Source organism: Pasteurella sp. WM03, from assembly GCF_004570945.1.
In the GTDB taxonomy this organism is placed as follows: Bacteria; Pseudomonadota; Gammaproteobacteria; order Enterobacterales; family Pasteurellaceae; genus Rodentibacter.
On record NZ_SPPO01000004.1, the window covers coordinates 118,143 to 132,555 of the forward strand.

Below are 14,413 nucleotides of genomic sequence, written 5' to 3' on the forward strand. Positions count from 1 at the left end.
AAAATTCTGAGAAAAATGACCGCACTTTTACAGTGATTTGAGTTTTGCCCAAACTGTATCGTCCACCGGAATACCGTTGGCTTTGTTATCAGCCAGAATTTGTGTAAATTCATGACCCGGTAAACGGACTTCTACATTTGGATCGGCACGTTCTGCGGTTTTGACATAATCCATAATCCGCTGGAGTTTTTCATTTTTGGTTTTACCATCAATGAGGCGATCCACTTCAATGGCAATAAATACCTGAGAAACACAATATTCATCATCTTTATCTTCGGTGACTGCAGCAGTGGACTCACCATTGGAGAGAAGTGTGGCAATCATATCAAGGACAATAGATAAGCCTGAGCCTTTCCAGAAGCCCATTGGCATTAAACGGCGGTTTTTTTCCACGGTTGCCGGATCTCGGGTTGGGTTACCTTCATCATCAAATCCTGCATCAACAAAAGTTTGACGTCCTTGTAAACGGTGTATTTCCAACATACCGTAAGAGTACATTGAACAAGACATATCAACCATCGTGATAGGATTGGTTGGAATAGCGATGATTAATGGGTTTGTGCCAATACGGCATTCTTTTGCCCCCCATGGTGGCATGACAGCGAGGGCATTTGTCCAACAAATACCGATATAGCCTTTTTCTGCCGCTTGCCAACCATAAGAACCACCACGCATCCAATGGTTGGCATTACGTAATGCTACAACGCCTATACCATTTTGAGAGGCTAATTCAATTGCCCGATCCATCATTTTTTTGGCAGTTAAATTACCAATCGCTTGGTGAGCATCCCATTGTTCAATCGCGCCTAATGACAGTTCTTTAGTTGGCAGAGCCTCCGGCACAATATCGCCATTTTCGAGTTGTTGAATAAAACGGGGAAAGCGGTTGACACCGTGAGAATAAGCGCCCGCTTGTGTGGTATCGGCAAATACGCCGGCACATTCTTCGGCAATGTCTTCCCGAACATGGCGAGAAAGTAGAACCCGTTTGAATTCAGCTTTTAGATCTGCATAAGAAACTCTCATTTAACACCTCTATAATTTCAAATAGTAAAATCATATTTCAAAATATACAATTTGGCTGAGATGAAGTCAATTTTAGAAACAAGATTAAATTTCTTTAAAATCAATAAGATAAAAAAATTTTCTATTCTGTGACAGAGATCTCATTTTTGCAAAGCAGGATTTCACATTATGAAATATAATACTTAAAGAAAGGAGGAATGCGATGACAAAAGAAAAATTAACTGGAAATCAAAGCCTTATAAGAGGGCTTAGACTTTTAGATATATTAAGTGATTTTCCTAATGGTTGCCCATTGGCGAAATTAGCGGATATTTCAGGACTTAATAAAAGCACTGTTCACCGACTTTTACAAGGATTGCAAAGTGAGGGCTATGTTAAGCCGGCTTCCACTGCGGGGAGTTATCGGTTAAGTATAAAATGTCTCAGCATCGGGCAAAAAATTCTAACTTCAATGAATATTATTAATGTGGTCTCGCCTTATTTGGAACAACTTAATCTCACTTTGGGGGAAACGATTAACTTTTCTCTGAGAGAGGAGGACAAGGCTATTATGATTTATAAGTTAGAACCTACTCACGGTATGCTAAAAACACGAGCTTATATTGGTCAACATATGCAACTTTATTGTTCGGCAATGGGAAAACTTTATTTGGCTTATCCTAAAAAACCGGACTATTTATTGCATTATTGGCAAACACATCAAGACGTTATTCAACAGCTTACGAAAAATACCATTACTCAGTTAGATGAAATGGAAGAGGAGTTGGAGGCTATCCGCCAAAATAAATTTGCCATGGATAAAGAAGAAAATGAAATTGGGGTAGTCTGTCTTGCATGCCCAATTTTTGATTCTTTTAATCAGGTGGACTATGCAGTTTCCGTTTCAATGTCGACTTATAAGTTGAAAAAAATAGGGATTGATTTTTTCCTCAAGGAAATCAGAAAAACGGCGCAGGATATATCAAAAGAATTGGGCTATGCGGAGTGTTAAAATGCGGTGTGTTAGTTTATAACATATTGAAATAATCTGATTTTGTAGCAAACTCAGTCCGTGTTTTCCTTTAATGCCGATAAAATTTAAAACACTTGAAAATTTAACCGCACTTTAGTCTTATGTTTAACATTGAGCCATTTCATATTTCTATGAGGTAGGGGGTTGAAAATTTCGTTTTCACTCTTATATCTGTGAGGCTCAATTTTTACTTATTTCATTTTATAAGGAAAAACTATGTCTCAAAATAAAGAAACCCGTGGCTTCCAGTCAGAAGTTAAACAACTATTACAATTAATGATTCATTCTTTATATTCCAATAAAGAAATTTTCCTACGTGAACTTATTTCCAATGCTTCCGATGCAGCGGATAAACTTCGCTTTAAAGCCCTTTCGAATCCGGCACTTTATGAAAATGACGGAGAGTTACGTGTGCGTATTAGCTTTGATAGCGACAACGGCACAATAACCATCAGTGATAACGGGATCGGGATGACTCGTGATCAAGTGATTGATCACCTCGGTACGATTGCAAAATCCGGTACCAAAGAGTTTTTGAATGCCCTTGGTAGTGATCAAGCTAAAGATAGCCAACTTATCGGTCAATTCGGTGTGGGATTCTATTCTGCTTTTATTGTGGCGGATAAAGTGACGGTAAAAACCCGTGCGGCAGGCGAAGAGGCGGATAAAGGGGTACTTTGGGAATCAGCCGGAGAAGGGGAATACTCAGTTGCTGATATTGAGAAAAAATCCCGTGGTACGGATGTGATTTTACATTTACGTGAAGATGAAAAAGAATTCTTGAATGAATGGCGTTTACGTGATGTGATTGGTAAATATTCCGATCATATCGGTCTTCCGGTGGAAATGCTGACGAAAGAATATGATGATGAAGGCAAAGAAACTGGCGAAAAATGGGAAAAAATCAATAAATCCGATGCCCTTTGGACACGCAGTAAAAATGAGATTTCCGATGAGGAATACAAAGAGTTTTATAAACATTTAAGCCACGATTTTGCCGATCCGCTTTTGTGGGCGCATAACAAAGTAGAAGGCAATCAGGAATACACCAGCTTGCTTTATGTGCCGTCCAAAGCCCCTTGGGATTTATTTAATCGTGAGCATAAACACGGCTTGAAACTCTATGTTCAACGTGTGTTTATTATGGACGATGCAGAACAATTTATGCCGAATTATCTCCGTTTTATGCGCGGTTTAATCGATAGCAACGATTTACCGTTAAATGTTTCCCGTGAAATTTTACAAGACAATAAAGTTACCGCAGCATTACGTAAAGCCTTAACCAAACGTTCTCTACAAATGTTGGAAAAATTGGCAAAAGACGATGCGGAAAAATATCAACAATTCTGGAAAGAATTTGGCTTAGTCTTGAAAGAAGGGCCGGCGGAAGATTTCAGCAATAAAGAAAGCATTGCCAAATTGTTACGTTTTGCTTCTACTCATAATGACAGCAGCGAACAAACCGTTTCTTTAGAAGACTATGTTTCTCGGATGAAAGAGGGGCAAAAAGCCATTTATTACATCACGGCAGATAGTTATGTGGCAGCGAAAAACAGCCCGCATTTAGAATTATTCAACAAAAAAGGTATTGAAGTCTTACTATTGTCCGATCGTATTGATGAATGGATGCTAAGCTACTTAACGGAGTTCGACGGCAAACCGTTACAAACTATCAGCAAAGCGGATTTAGATTTAGGCGATTTAGCGGATAAAGACGAAGCGGAACAAAAAGAGCAAGATAAAGCCTTTGAAAGTTTTGTTGAACGAGTGAAAACATTGCTAGGCGATCGTGTGAAAGAGGTTCGTTTAACCCATCGCTTAACGGACACCCCTGCGGTAGTTTCTACCGGTAACGATCAAATGACGACTCAAATGGCAAAATTGTTTGCGATGAGTGGGCAACTGGTGCCGGAAGTGAAATATACCTTTGAGCTTAATCCAGAACATCATTTAGTGAAAAAAGTCGCCGATATTGCTGACGAAACACAATTTGCCGACTGGATTGAATTATTGCTTGAACAGGCAATGCTTGCCGAACGCGGATCGTTGGAAAATCCGGTGGCATTTATTAAACGGGTGAATAAGTTGTTAGGTTAATAGACATTATTTAAGTTAAAATCCTCAGTCTGATGAGATTGAGGATTTTTTATTTGAGGAGATTTTATGATTACTGTTTACGGCATTAAAAACTGCGACACGGTGAAAAAAGCCTTGAAATGGCTTGCGGATAACAATATTGAGCACAAACTGCACGATTATCGTATTGATGGTTTGGATACGGCATTTTTACAACGGGCGGAAGCCCAATTCGGTTGGGAAAATCTTGTTAATAAACGCAGTACCACTTGGCGAAATTTAGATGATGAGGTGAAAAAAACATTGTCAAAAACAACCGCACTTTCTGTGCTTGCAGAGAATCCAACCTTAATCAAACGCCCGATTATTATGCAGGATGGGAAAGTATTGATTGGTTTTAGTGAAAAAGCGTATCAAGCGGTTTTCGGTAAATAGTTTGTCAGATGATTAAGCCCACTTTCGTTTAGAATCGTGGGCTTATTTTTGCTGATAGGATTAATTTCCTGAGATTTTCATTTTTTCTAATAAGATAGAGCCGGTTTGAATATTGGAGCGGTGCTCAATATCATCAGCAACTGCCACCATATTTTGCAGCATATCGGGGAGTTGTCCGGCAATGGTAATTTCTGCCACCGGATATTGGATTTCCCCATTTTCTACCCAGAAACCTGATGCGCCACGGGAGTAATCACCGGTAACAATATTGACGCCTTGTCCCATGACATCGGTTACTAATAAACCGGTCCCCATTTCTCGCAAAAGTGCGGTCAATCCGCCGGTTAAATTTGGTTGTACCAGCCAATTATGAATACCGCCGGCGTGACCGGTGCTTTTCATTCCCATTTTTTTACCACTGTAATGAGTTAATAAATAAGTTTGTAATATGCCGTTTTTTACGATTTCTAGGTCTTGTGTGCGTACCCCTTCGCTGTCAAAAGGGGTTGAGGCTAAACGGCGGAGCAAGTGAGGGCGTTCACTGAGATTAAACCAGTTCGGTAGTACTTGCTTACCTAAATGATCTAATAAGAAACTGGATTGACGATATAAACTACCACCACTAATGGCAGCAGCAAAATGTGAAATAATGCCTGTTGCCACGTCGTTTAAAAAGATTACGGGAACTTCTCGGGTGGTCAGTTTTTGTGGATTTAAACGTGCCACGACTTTTTTTGCACAATTTTCACCGACCCAATTAGGTGGGCTGAGTTGATTAAATTCACGTGAAACGGTGTATTCATAATCATTTTCTAGCGCATCTTCTACGCCTCCAATGACGGAACAAGATAAAGAATAACGGCTGGATAAATAACTTTGCAACATACCGTGTGTATTGCCATACACACGTACCCCTGTGTGGGAATTAAAACTTGCACCATTGCTATTAATAATCCGTTTATCTGCATCCAGTGCTGCTTTTTCCGTTTGAAAGGCAAGCGCCATTGCCTTTTCTACATCAACATCGGCAGGGTGGTAAAGCTCTAAATCAGGTGCATCAAATGCCATTAATTCCTTTTCGGCTAAACCGGTACAATCATCCGGAGAGGTATATTTAGCGATTGCCAATGCAGCTTCAACAGTGTTTTTTATTGCCTGTTCGCTTAAATCGGAAGTGGAGGCATTACCTTTTTGTTGCCCTAAATAAACCGAAATACCAAGCGCCCCATCATTGGTAAATTCAACATTTTCAATTTCTTGCAAGCGGGTTGAAACGGATAAGCCACTCACTTTGGTGACGCCAACTTCTGCTGTCGCACCGGCTTTTTGAGCGGTTTCCAAGGCAAAGCTTACCGCTTGTCGTAATTTTTGTTCTTGAGTCTTTAAAAGTGCGGTCTGATTTTCTGTTGTTTTCATTCTCTTTTTTCCGTTAAAAATTTTTTGCATTTTATCTTATTTTCAAAGTTTATGCTAAAATGCGCCTCAAATTTTGAAGAAGGGATACTATGGCAAAGCGTAATAAAAAAGAAGTATTTGACTGGGAAGATGAAGAACAAGAAGAGATCATTTGGGTCAGTAAAAGTGAAATTAAACGTGATGCGGAAGACTTAAAACAACTTGGTGAAAAGTTGGTAAATTTAACGAAAACCAACTTAGCAAAAATTCCACTTGATGATGCCTTGCTAGAAGCGGTTGAGCTTGCACAACGTTTACAAAAAGAGGCGCGTCGTCGTCAGCTACAATATATTGGCAAATTGTTACGTGGAACGGATGTAGAGCCTATTCGTGAAGCTTTAGATAAAATTGAAAATAAGCACCTTCAGCAGCAAGCAATGCTTCATAAATTAGAGATATTACGTGATGAATTGGTTGAAAAGGGTGATGTGGCATTGACCGATTTATTAAATGAATATCCGATGGCGGATCGTCAGCAATTGCGTAATTTAATTCGTGCTGCACAGAAGGAAAAAACACAAAATAAACCGGTAAAGGCTTATCGAGAAATTTATCAAGTGTTGAAATCTCTCATTTTACCGGATTAACATGACTTACTTTTGATCCCACTTAACTTCGGACAAAACCTCTATAGAGACTAGAATTGTGGTATGATTCGCCCTTAATTTTAAACAGGATAAAACGTTTTTATGAATATTCGTTGGAATGTTATTCTCGGTGTGACGGCGCTTTGTTTATTAGGCTGGTATTATTCACTGAATCAGGATAATAGCGATTTACAAAGTTTGGTAAAAGCGCCGGATAGCCCTGATTATATTGGTAAAAAAATGGAAACCACCGTTTTTTCACCGGAAGGAAAAAAGCAATATCTCGCATTATCAGATAATGTTGAGCATTTTAATCAGGATGGTAAAACCAATTTTATTGCACCCTTAGTTTACCTTTTTGATGGGGTAGGGAATAATCAATCTCAAAAAAATGAAACGGCAAAACTGCTTGAATCACAAAGCTGGAAATTAAGTGCGAAAAAAGCGGTTTTAACAAAAGATGAAATGTTGTATCTGGAAGGTAATGTTATTGCTGAGAGCTTGGAGCCGACCTCACGTCTTCAACGGGTTGAGACCCAATCGGCAACCGTGAATTTAAAAACACAAGATATCACTTCTGATACGATGGTGAAAATTAATGGGCAAAATTTTAATTCCACCGGCTTAAAAATGGTAGGAAATTTACGCCAACAAACGGCAACCTTAAAAGAGCAGGTAAAAACATATTATGAAATTAGTAAACCATAAGCTTTTTCTTATCACGACATTGGCGATGGCATCCTTTTCAGCTTCAGCCTTAAAAGATGACACGAATCAACCGATTAACATTGTTTCCGATAATCAATCCTTAGATATGGAAAACAGTGTGGTGACTTTTACCGATAATGTGGTGATCACACAAGGCTCTATTTTGATTAAAGCAAATAAAGTTGTGATTACCCGTCCTCCGGAAAACTCCGGTAAAAAAGACACGGTAGAAGCCTTTGGTACACCGGTAACATTTCATCAGTTGTTAGATGATGGCAAACCGGTCGATGGTAAGGCAAACCGAGTTCATTACGACCTCGGGGCTGAATTTTTAACACTGACAGGGCAGGCTGAATTAAAGCAGCTTGACAGTAAAATTAATGGTGAACGTATTACCTATGATGTGAAGAAACAGCAGTTAAAAGCAAATGGTGGTAAATCACGCGTTAAAACGGTGTTAATTCCCGCACAATTACAACAAAAAGGTAAAAAATAACCGATGTCTGTTTTACATGCCGAATTTCTCGCTAAAAGTTATAAAAATCGCAAAGTTGTCTCTGATGTGAGCCTGACTGTTCATTCGAACGAAATTGTTGGTTTACTTGGTCCTAACGGGGCTGGAAAAACCACCACATTCTATATGGTGGTGGGATTAGTACGACAAGATCAAGGAAAAATTATCATTGATGGTGAGGATATTAGCTTATTGCCAATGCATAGCCGTGCACAGCGTGGAATTGGTTACCTTCCTCAGGAAGCTTCAATTTTTCGCCGTTTAAGTGTTTACGATAATCTCATGGCTGTATTAGAAGTTCGCAAGGATCTCACACCGGAGCAACGTAGAAAAAGGGCGGATGAATTAATTGAAGAATTTAATATTGGGCATATTCGTGATAGTCTTGGGCAATCCCTTTCCGGTGGTGAACGTCGTCGTGTCGAGATTGCACGAGCGCTTGCGGCAAATCCTAAATTTATTTTACTGGATGAACCTTTTGCCGGCGTTGATCCGATTTCCGTGACGGATATCAAGAAGATCATTACCGATTTACGCAATCGAGGATTGGGTGTTTTAATCACCGATCATAATGTACGAGAAACTTTAGACGTGTGTGAACGTGCTTATATCGTCGGTGAAGGTAAAATTATTGCGACCGGTACACCGCAAGAAGTAATGAATGATGAACATGTTAAGCGTGTGTATTTAGGTGAACAATTTAAGTTATAAAGATGAAACTAACCGATCTTTTTCGCCCTGAGAATATTCGTCAGGGTGTTTGCTTTTCAAGTAAAAAGCGTTTATTTGAATCCATCGCCCATTTTGTTGTAGAACAATTACATTGTGAAAAAGGTGAGCAAGCCTGTTTTGAATGTCTTTTTAATCGTGAAAAATTGGGGAATTCAGGGTTAGGAAATGGTGTGGCAATGCCAAAAGCGAAGTTACCGACTGAGGCAACGGATAAAGCATTAGCAGTTTTTATGCAATTAGAGACACCTATTGACTATGATTCACAAGATGGTAAGCCTGTGGATTTAGTCTTTGCTGTTCTCGTGCCGGAAAACCAGTGCCAGACTTATATCCCAATACTTTCAGATTTAACGGAAAAACTCTCGGACAAAAATTTTCTTAAACAGTTACGTTCTGCAAAAAGTGCGGATGAAATTTGGCAAGTTTTTGAAATCATCGAACAACTGGCTGAAACTTCAGATCCTTTGCCTGAGGATAAAGAATAATATTAGGGGGCTTTATGGAAATTATCATTATCAGTGGTCGTTCCGGTGCGGGAAAATCGGTTGCTTTGCGTGCATTAGAAGATATGGGCTACTATTGTGTTGATAATCTTCCACTGGATCTATTATCTCAATTGACGGAAATTTTAGCCAAAAATCAACGTACAGTAGCGATAAGCCTTGATATTCGTAATTTGCCTGAATCAAGCCAGTCCCTTGATCAAATTCTTACCACTATTCAACAGCGTTATACGACAAAAATTATTTTTTTAGAATCTGATCGAAGTACGCTCATTAGACGATACAGCGACTCCCGACGGCTTCATCCGCTTTCAGTGAAAGATCTTTCACTTGAAGCTGCGATTGATGTGGAATATCAGTTACTTGAACCATTATTTCAGCATGCAAATTTCATCATTGATACCACGCATATTTCTACTCATACTTTAGCGGAGAAATTACGCGAGTTTTTAAGAGGAAATACGGAGAAAGAACTAAAAATTATCGTGGAATCTTTTGGTTTTAAATATGGCATTCCCCTTGATGCGGATTATGTTTTTGATGTCCGTTTTTTGCCGAACCCTCATTGGGATCCTGAGCTTAGACCTATGACGGGCTTAGATGAGCCGGTTGCCCGATTTTTAAATTGTCACGATGATGTTAATCATTTTATCTACCTTACGCGCAACTATATTGAAACTTGGCTCCCGATGTTAGAACAAAATAATCGTAGTTATTTAACTATTGCGATTGGTTGTACGGGAGGCAAACATCGTTCGGTGTACATTGCCCAACAACTTGGTGAATATTTCCAAGCTAAGGGAAAAAATGTGAAGATTCAACATAAATCTCTAGAAAAACATAAAAAATAGAGAGAATAGGATAATACTAGAATATTTCTAGACTTAGGACTTCTTTAGGACTTCTGCTAAATCATAAATGCCTTAAAAATTTGTTCAATATGTTCTATGAGAACGGCTTTTCCATGGATTTCTTCATCTTGCCAAGACTGTAATAAAATCGTAGGGGAAAATTGTTCAGTGGCCTTTTGGGCTAAGGGCAAATAACTGATATGCCAAGGTTCACGTCCAATTTTCTTCTCAGATGACATATTCACAAAGGGAAGAATAAAGTCAAAGTGCGGTAGATTTTCAGTGAGAAATTCGCTTAGTTCACAGAAATATCCTCCTTTTTCATATTCCCAAGGCTCTAATTGTAAGGCCTGCCCTTTGGGTAGAAGGTCAGGATCGAAAATGTCAATTTCTGTTCCCCAATGGTGGCGGCTTGCTCCCGGTAATGCTGACCAGCGTAGAATAGCCTGGCATTTTTGCCAATCTGCCAATGGCATTAAATCTAACGCATTTCCTTCATCATCGTGGACTTTTCGTTTTCCACTAAATTTGTTATTCCAAATGAGTTGCTGACGGGCAAAGTCTCGAAAACTGCTTGCCGGCTGTAAATTAAAGCCGTTTTTGACCGCACTTTGTTGTAGTCCTTGAAATGCTTTCACGGCTTGAGGTTGTAAGAAATGATGAGACGAATGAGGCGTAGGGAGACTAACTAAGTGTTCACGGGATTGACCTGTGAGCATTTTTGAGGTGAGCTTCATTTTAGTTCTCCAATAGATTAACTAACATTTGATGATAAATTTGTCCGCACTTCGCCAAATCGTCAACATTGACACATTCATTGGCTTTATGAATAGTAGCGTTGAGTGGGCCGAATTCAACGACTTCCGCCCCCATGAGAGCGATAAAGCGTCCATCTGATGTCCCCCCGCCCGTTTCAAGATTGGGGGTAATTCCTATGACTTGTTGCAGGCTATCCATTAATGCACTGACCAACTTTCCCGGTTTCGTTAAAAAAGGTTTGCCGGAAAGGTGCCATTCAATACGATGTTTCAGTCCGTATTTATTTAACATTTCTGTGATTTTTTGCTTGATAATGTCATCGGTCATTTCAGTGCAATAACGTAAATTAAATTGCACATAAAGTTCGCCCGGAATGACGTTATTACTTCCCGTGCCTGCGTGAATATTTGCGATTTGCAAACTGGTTGGGGGGAAAAATTCGTTACCGTTATCCCATTGATAAGAGGTTAATTCTTGTAGAAAGGGGGCGGCTTGATGAATAGGATTTTCTGCTAAATGAGGATAGGCAACATGACCTTGAATACCTTGAATATAGAGGTTTCCGGTAATTGACCCTCGACGACCGTTTTTCACCACATCCCCTAAGATTTTCGAACTTGAAGGTTCTCCTACCATACAGTAAGTGATATTTTCACCACGAGCCATTAAGGTTTCGACAACCCGTACTGTCCCGTCCCTTGCTGCAGCTTCTTCATCAGAGGTAATTAATAGTGCGATGGTTCCTTGATGATTAGGATTAGCTTTCACATATTCTTCCGCCGCTACAACCATTGCAGCAAGTGAGCCTTTCATATCTGAAGCACCACGACCATATAGCATATCCTCTACAATTTTTGCCTCAAAGGGTGGATATTTCCATTGGTTTTCATCACCCGTTGGCACAACATCTGTATGGCCGGCAAAGGCAATTACGGGTTCACCATTGCCATGTTTTGCCCACAGATTTAGAGTGTCGTTAAAAGGCATCCATTCGATTTGAAAACCGAGCTTTTCCAATCGTTCTGAAATCAGCTGTTGGCAGCCTTCATCATTTGGGCTGATGGAAGGGCGACGAATCAACGCTTGCGCTAAGGAAACGATGTTTTCTTTCATAATGAATACCTATGTAAAAAGGGTTGTAAGATTGAAAAAGAAATCAAAGTGCGGTCAAATTTGGCCGCACTTTTTGTTTTTATCAGTATTATGTAGCTTGATCCAAGAGGGTTTTAGTAGTTTATAGGACTTTGTGTGAGTCCCCATTTCCACATTATTGAAATAAATTGGTTTTATAACGGATAACGCAGAATTCCCTTTATATTTTGTTGAAATTTTAATGCTTGTGCATTTGCTACATATTACGCTACTTTATTGATTTTTTCTTCATTATTAGGTTTAAATAAACCTGATGATCCTTCAGAATAGTCTCTTGGCGGTTCCTCTTGAGGTTTTTCTGTTGCGGTGATTAATTGTTGGGTGAATAATCCTCTTGGATTCTTTCCTAACAATGTATCGGAAGAATGGGCATAGTGACGATAGAGTTTTTGGTAGTCGCCAATGAGGGTTTTAAACAATTCTGCACTTTCAGCAAAGTGTTTTTCTAATTGTTCATGTTGACTATCAAGTTGGGCTTTTACGTTCTTGAGTTCCGTTTCCGTTTTAACTTGATTTTTAACGGAACCTTTTGTTAGACGTAAAATTAAATAACCTAGAATTACGCCGATAATAAGGCCAATACCGGCGGCTTGCCACATTTCAGTTGTCCACGTTTGCATAATTACTCCTTAATATAGGTGAAGGGCGGACTCAATTGTAAAATAAACGAGAAAAAATTTCTTTGCCATGGATCACAAATTTAACATTAAACTGCGGCAGTAATGACAATCTCCACTTTCCATTCCGGTACGGCAAGTCTGGCTTCAACAGTTGCACGGCTTGGCGGATTTTCAGTATCCACCCATTCATCCCAGGCTTGATTGAATTGTGCATAATCTTTCATATCAGCAAGAAATACTTGGGCGTTAAGAATATTTCTTTTATGAGAACCAATTTCAGTGAGTAATTTATTAATGAGTGAAAGCACTTCTTTGGTTTGTTCATAAGCATTTTTTTCAAGTGTTGTTTCAGGCACTTGTCCGGCAAAATAGGCTATGCCATTATGAATGGAAACTTCGCAAAAGCGTGTACTAGGTTGAATGCGTTGAATGGTCATTATGTTCCTTGTGAGTTGGGATTGAGGGTATTCTAAAGGGCGTTGAAGTTTTTGTAAATCTTACTTTATCAGAGTAGAATAGCCGATAATTATTCTCAATAAAATTAGAGATGAAATTATTAATTTCTAATCAACACGGTGCCGTAGTGATGGCATTGTTGCCTTTTCTTTACGGTATATTGTTGTCAGAACCCGTATGGGCGCATGTTTTTTTATTTCTTGCTTGGACTTGTCTTTATTTGATGTCTTACCCTTTCTTGAGTTTGTTTAAAGACAGAAACAGGGAGGAATATCGAAAGTGGACGATCATTTATGCGATGGCGACATCTATTTTTGTTTTCCCGGCATTGTTTTATAACTGGCAAATTCTTTATTTTATCGGTGCAATGCTCCCTTTTTTATGGATAAATATTTATTACATCAAGCAAAAAAATGAACGTCATTTATTAAATGACCTTGCAGGAATTGCTATTTTTTCCCTTGCCGGTATGGGTGCCTACTATTTTTCTGACCGCACTTTTGATGAAAAAATCGGGTGGGTTGGGCTTTACCCCTCGCTGTTCTTTATTGGCACGACTCTCTATGTTAAATCCATGATGAGGGAACGTAAAAATCCAACATATTTACGCGCTTCGATTATTTTTCATTCCTTTCTTGTTACCTATTTTGCCGTAATGGGGCAGTTTTATTTGATGTCGGCATTTAGCGTGGGGTGGATTCGTGCAGTTTATTTGCCAAGAAAGAAACTTTCTGTCAAACAAGTGGGTCTAACAGAGCTCGTTATCACCACTATTTTCTTTATTTTTCTTTTGCTTGGTACTTTATAGGTACCTAGGATTAAATATCATGAAAAAATCACTTGTTATTTTTACCGCACTTTTATCGCTTTCAAGTTTTACCCAAGGGAAAGAAATGAATGCTATTCAAAAATTAACAGAGCAAGAACGTCTGAATATGGCACAGGATTTTGCCAATAAGCAGGATTGGAAATCCGTCTTTAATATTATGCAGCCGCTTGCTCTAGAAGGAAATGTACAAGCACAAAGTAATTTAGGTATGCTTTACAACCTTGGGCGTGGGGTGCAAAAGGATCAAGAAAAAGCCTATTGGTGGTTTAGTGAAGCCGCAGAGATGGGGAGTGTTCGTGCGATCAATAATTTAGCCATGATGTATTATCGTGGTGGCTATGTCAGAAAAGATATTCCGCAGGCGATCAAATTATTTGAAAGGACAGCTAAGTCTAAAGATTTGGATGCGATGATGATGCTTTCTGAAATTTACTTAAATCAAAAAAATGAATCCAAAGCCTTTGAATGGGTGAAAAAAGCGGTTGATTTAGATAATCCTGTCGCGAAGTTGCGTTTAGGCATTTTCTATGAAGAGCGTGGGCACCGCAGTCAATAAGCCCCTTGCCTCATTAATGTATCGTGAGGTATTAATTTCAGATAATATACCGAATGAACTTAGAAAAGTCGCTGAACAGCGATTACTACGCCTTCATTGATCCTAAGTGGTAAATGAAAACGTTTCCCTAAATGGGGGAAAC

General features: G+C 39.2%; 18 protein-coding genes. 12 read left to right on the forward strand and 6 right to left on the reverse strand.

What is annotated here, in order from left to right; genetic code table 11:
* Positions 1–27: 27 nt before the first annotated feature.
* Positions 28–1,026 (reverse strand): 3-dehydro-L-gulonate 2-dehydrogenase, encoded by a 999-nt coding sequence (gene yiaK, locus E4T92_RS05870; protein WP_135093809.1) that lies wholly within the window; start codon positions 1,024–1,026, stop codon positions 28–30.
* Positions 1,027–1,228: 202 nt separating this feature from the next.
* Between yiaK and E4T92_RS05875 the strand changes: the two genes are divergently transcribed.
* The 3 genes from E4T92_RS05875 (at position 1,229) to E4T92_RS05885 (ending at position 4,549) form a co-directional block, all read left to right on the forward strand.
* A complete protein-coding gene (locus tag E4T92_RS05875; RefSeq protein WP_135093810.1) occupies positions 1,229–2,017 on the forward strand; it encodes an IclR family transcriptional regulator in 789 nt (262 codons plus the stop codon).
* A 237-nt stretch (positions 2,018–2,254) separates the two neighbouring features.
* Positions 2,255–4,135 carry a molecular chaperone HtpG gene (htpG, locus tag E4T92_RS05880; protein ID WP_135093811.1) on the forward strand — a complete coding sequence of 627 codons (1,881 nt, stop codon included), beginning with the start codon at positions 2,255–2,257 and terminating at the stop codon, positions 4,133–4,135.
* Between the two features lie 66 nt (positions 4,136–4,201).
* A complete protein-coding gene (locus E4T92_RS05885) occupies positions 4,202–4,549 on the forward strand; it encodes an ArsC family reductase (protein WP_135093812.1) in 348 nt (115 codons plus the stop codon).
* A gap of 60 nt (positions 4,550–4,609) precedes the next feature.
* On the opposite strand, the gene pmbA is transcribed toward E4T92_RS05885, so the two are convergent.
* Positions 4,610–5,965, reverse strand: coding sequence for a metalloprotease PmbA (gene pmbA, locus E4T92_RS05890; RefSeq protein WP_135093813.1), 1,356 nt, complete (start codon positions 5,963–5,965; stop codon positions 4,610–4,612).
* A gap of 89 nt (positions 5,966–6,054) precedes the next feature.
* On the opposite strand from pmbA, the gene yjgA reads away from it, so the two are divergent.
* The 6 genes from yjgA to rapZ all read left to right on the forward strand — a co-directional run bounded on the left by yjgA (position 6,055) and on the right by rapZ (position 9,899).
* A complete protein-coding gene (gene yjgA / locus E4T92_RS05895; protein WP_077542231.1) occupies positions 6,055–6,591 on the forward strand; it encodes a ribosome biogenesis factor YjgA in 537 nt (178 codons plus the stop codon).
* Positions 6,592–6,693: 102 nt separating this feature from the next.
* Entirely contained in the window at positions 6,694–7,299 is a 606-nt protein-coding gene (gene lptC / locus E4T92_RS05900; RefSeq protein ID WP_135093814.1) for an LPS export ABC transporter periplasmic protein LptC, read from the forward strand.
* Positions 7,280–7,795 carry a lipopolysaccharide transport periplasmic protein LptA gene (gene lptA, locus E4T92_RS05905; RefSeq protein ID WP_135093815.1) on the forward strand — a complete coding sequence of 172 codons (516 nt, stop codon included), beginning with the start codon at positions 7,280–7,282 and terminating at the stop codon, positions 7,793–7,795. Before lptC ends, lptA begins: the two co-directional genes overlap by 20 nt.
* Positions 7,796–7,798: 3 nt before the next feature.
* A complete protein-coding gene (gene lptB / locus E4T92_RS05910) occupies positions 7,799–8,524 on the forward strand; it encodes an LPS export ABC transporter ATP-binding protein (RefSeq protein WP_077542234.1) in 726 nt (241 codons plus the stop codon).
* Positions 8,525–8,526: 2 nt separating this feature from the next.
* Positions 8,527–9,030, forward strand: a complete 504-nt coding sequence (gene ptsN, locus E4T92_RS05915) for a PTS IIA-like nitrogen regulatory protein PtsN (RefSeq protein ID WP_135093816.1) — start codon at positions 8,527–8,529, stop codon at positions 9,028–9,030.
* Positions 9,031–9,044: 14 nt separating this feature from the next.
* Positions 9,045–9,899, forward strand: coding sequence for an RNase adapter RapZ (gene rapZ, locus E4T92_RS05920; RefSeq protein ID WP_135093817.1), 855 nt, complete (start codon positions 9,045–9,047; stop codon positions 9,897–9,899).
* A 56-nt stretch (positions 9,900–9,955) separates the two neighbouring features.
* Here rapZ and E4T92_RS05925 read toward each other — a convergent pair whose 3' ends face one another.
* The 4 genes from E4T92_RS05925 to E4T92_RS05940 form a co-directional block, all read right to left on the reverse strand.
* Positions 9,956–10,636: a M15 family metallopeptidase gene (locus tag E4T92_RS05925; protein ID WP_135093818.1), complete on the reverse strand. Its 681-nt coding sequence runs from the start codon at positions 10,634–10,636 to the stop codon at positions 9,956–9,958.
* A gap of 1 nt (position 10,637) precedes the next feature.
* On the reverse strand, positions 10,638–11,771 hold the full coding sequence (gene dapE, locus E4T92_RS05930; RefSeq protein WP_135093819.1) for a succinyl-diaminopimelate desuccinylase: 1,134 nt from the start codon (positions 11,769–11,771) through the stop codon (positions 10,638–10,640).
* A gap of 242 nt (positions 11,772–12,013) precedes the next feature.
* Positions 12,014–12,430, reverse strand: a complete 417-nt coding sequence (locus E4T92_RS05935; RefSeq protein ID WP_135093820.1) for a YhcB family protein — start codon at positions 12,428–12,430, stop codon at positions 12,014–12,016.
* An 86-nt stretch (positions 12,431–12,516) separates the two neighbouring features.
* Positions 12,517–12,867 carry a RidA family protein gene (locus E4T92_RS05940; RefSeq protein ID WP_135093821.1) on the reverse strand — a complete coding sequence of 117 codons (351 nt, stop codon included), beginning with the start codon at positions 12,865–12,867 and terminating at the stop codon, positions 12,517–12,519.
* A gap of 110 nt (positions 12,868–12,977) precedes the next feature.
* On the opposite strand from E4T92_RS05940, the gene E4T92_RS05945 reads away from it, so the two are divergent.
* The 3 genes from E4T92_RS05945 to E4T92_RS11315 are packed head-to-tail and all read left to right on the forward strand — an operon-like array spanning position 12,978 to position 14,371.
* Positions 12,978–13,694, forward strand: a complete 717-nt coding sequence (locus E4T92_RS05945) for a YwiC-like family protein (RefSeq protein ID WP_135093822.1) — start codon at positions 12,978–12,980, stop codon at positions 13,692–13,694.
* A 19-nt stretch (positions 13,695–13,713) separates the two neighbouring features.
* Positions 13,714–14,271, forward strand: coding sequence for a tetratricopeptide repeat protein (locus E4T92_RS05950; protein ID WP_135093823.1), 558 nt, complete (start codon positions 13,714–13,716; stop codon positions 14,269–14,271).
* Positions 14,243–14,371, forward strand: a complete 129-nt coding sequence (locus E4T92_RS11315; protein WP_255518882.1) for a hypothetical protein — start codon at positions 14,243–14,245, stop codon at positions 14,369–14,371. The genes E4T92_RS05950 and E4T92_RS11315 overlap by 29 nt, the downstream gene beginning before the upstream one ends.
* Positions 14,372–14,413 lie beyond the last annotated feature (42 nt).

What these genes read in the sequence shown, in the direction of transcription:
- E4T92_RS05950 (WP_135093823.1), top strand. Translation starts at nt 13,714, where the DNA reads ATGAAAAAATCACTTGTTATTTTTACCGCACTTTTATCGCTTTCAAGT.
- E4T92_RS05935 (WP_135093820.1), bottom strand. Translation starts at nt 12,430, where the DNA reads ATGCAAACGTGGACAACTGAAATGTGGCAAGCCGCCGGTATTGGCCTT.
- E4T92_RS11315 (WP_255518882.1), top strand. Translation starts at nt 14,243, where the DNA reads ATGAAGAGCGTGGGCACCGCAGTCAATAAGCCCCTTGCCTCATTAATG.
- dapE (WP_135093819.1), bottom strand. Translation starts at nt 11,771, where the DNA reads ATGAAAGAAAACATCGTTTCCTTAGCGCAAGCGTTGATTCGTCGCCCT.
- rapZ (WP_135093817.1), top strand. Translation starts at nt 9,045, where the DNA reads ATGGAAATTATCATTATCAGTGGTCGTTCCGGTGCGGGAAAATCGGTT.
- E4T92_RS05875 (WP_135093810.1), top strand. Translation starts at nt 1,229, where the DNA reads ATGACAAAAGAAAAATTAACTGGAAATCAAAGCCTTATAAGAGGGCTT.
- yjgA (WP_077542231.1), top strand. Translation starts at nt 6,055, where the DNA reads ATGGCAAAGCGTAATAAAAAAGAAGTATTTGACTGGGAAGATGAAGAA.
- lptA (WP_135093815.1), top strand. Translation starts at nt 7,280, where the DNA reads ATGAAATTAGTAAACCATAAGCTTTTTCTTATCACGACATTGGCGATG.
- yiaK (WP_135093809.1), bottom strand. Translation starts at nt 1,026, where the DNA reads ATGAGAGTTTCTTATGCAGATCTAAAAGCTGAATTCAAACGGGTTCTA.
- htpG (WP_135093811.1), top strand. Translation starts at nt 2,255, where the DNA reads ATGTCTCAAAATAAAGAAACCCGTGGCTTCCAGTCAGAAGTTAAACAA.
- E4T92_RS05945 (WP_135093822.1), top strand. Translation starts at nt 12,978, where the DNA reads ATGAAATTATTAATTTCTAATCAACACGGTGCCGTAGTGATGGCATTG.
- lptB (WP_077542234.1), top strand. Translation starts at nt 7,799, where the DNA reads ATGTCTGTTTTACATGCCGAATTTCTCGCTAAAAGTTATAAAAATCGC.
- lptC (WP_135093814.1), top strand. Translation starts at nt 6,694, where the DNA reads ATGAATATTCGTTGGAATGTTATTCTCGGTGTGACGGCGCTTTGTTTA.
- E4T92_RS05885 (WP_135093812.1), top strand. Translation starts at nt 4,202, where the DNA reads ATGATTACTGTTTACGGCATTAAAAACTGCGACACGGTGAAAAAAGCC.
- ptsN (WP_135093816.1), top strand. Translation starts at nt 8,527, where the DNA reads ATGAAACTAACCGATCTTTTTCGCCCTGAGAATATTCGTCAGGGTGTT.
- pmbA (WP_135093813.1), bottom strand. Translation starts at nt 5,965, where the DNA reads ATGAAAACAACAGAAAATCAGACCGCACTTTTAAAGACTCAAGAACAA.
- E4T92_RS05940 (WP_135093821.1), bottom strand. Translation starts at nt 12,867, where the DNA reads ATGACCATTCAACGCATTCAACCTAGTACACGCTTTTGCGAAGTTTCC.
- E4T92_RS05925 (WP_135093818.1), bottom strand. Translation starts at nt 10,636, where the DNA reads ATGAAGCTCACCTCAAAAATGCTCACAGGTCAATCCCGTGAACACTTA.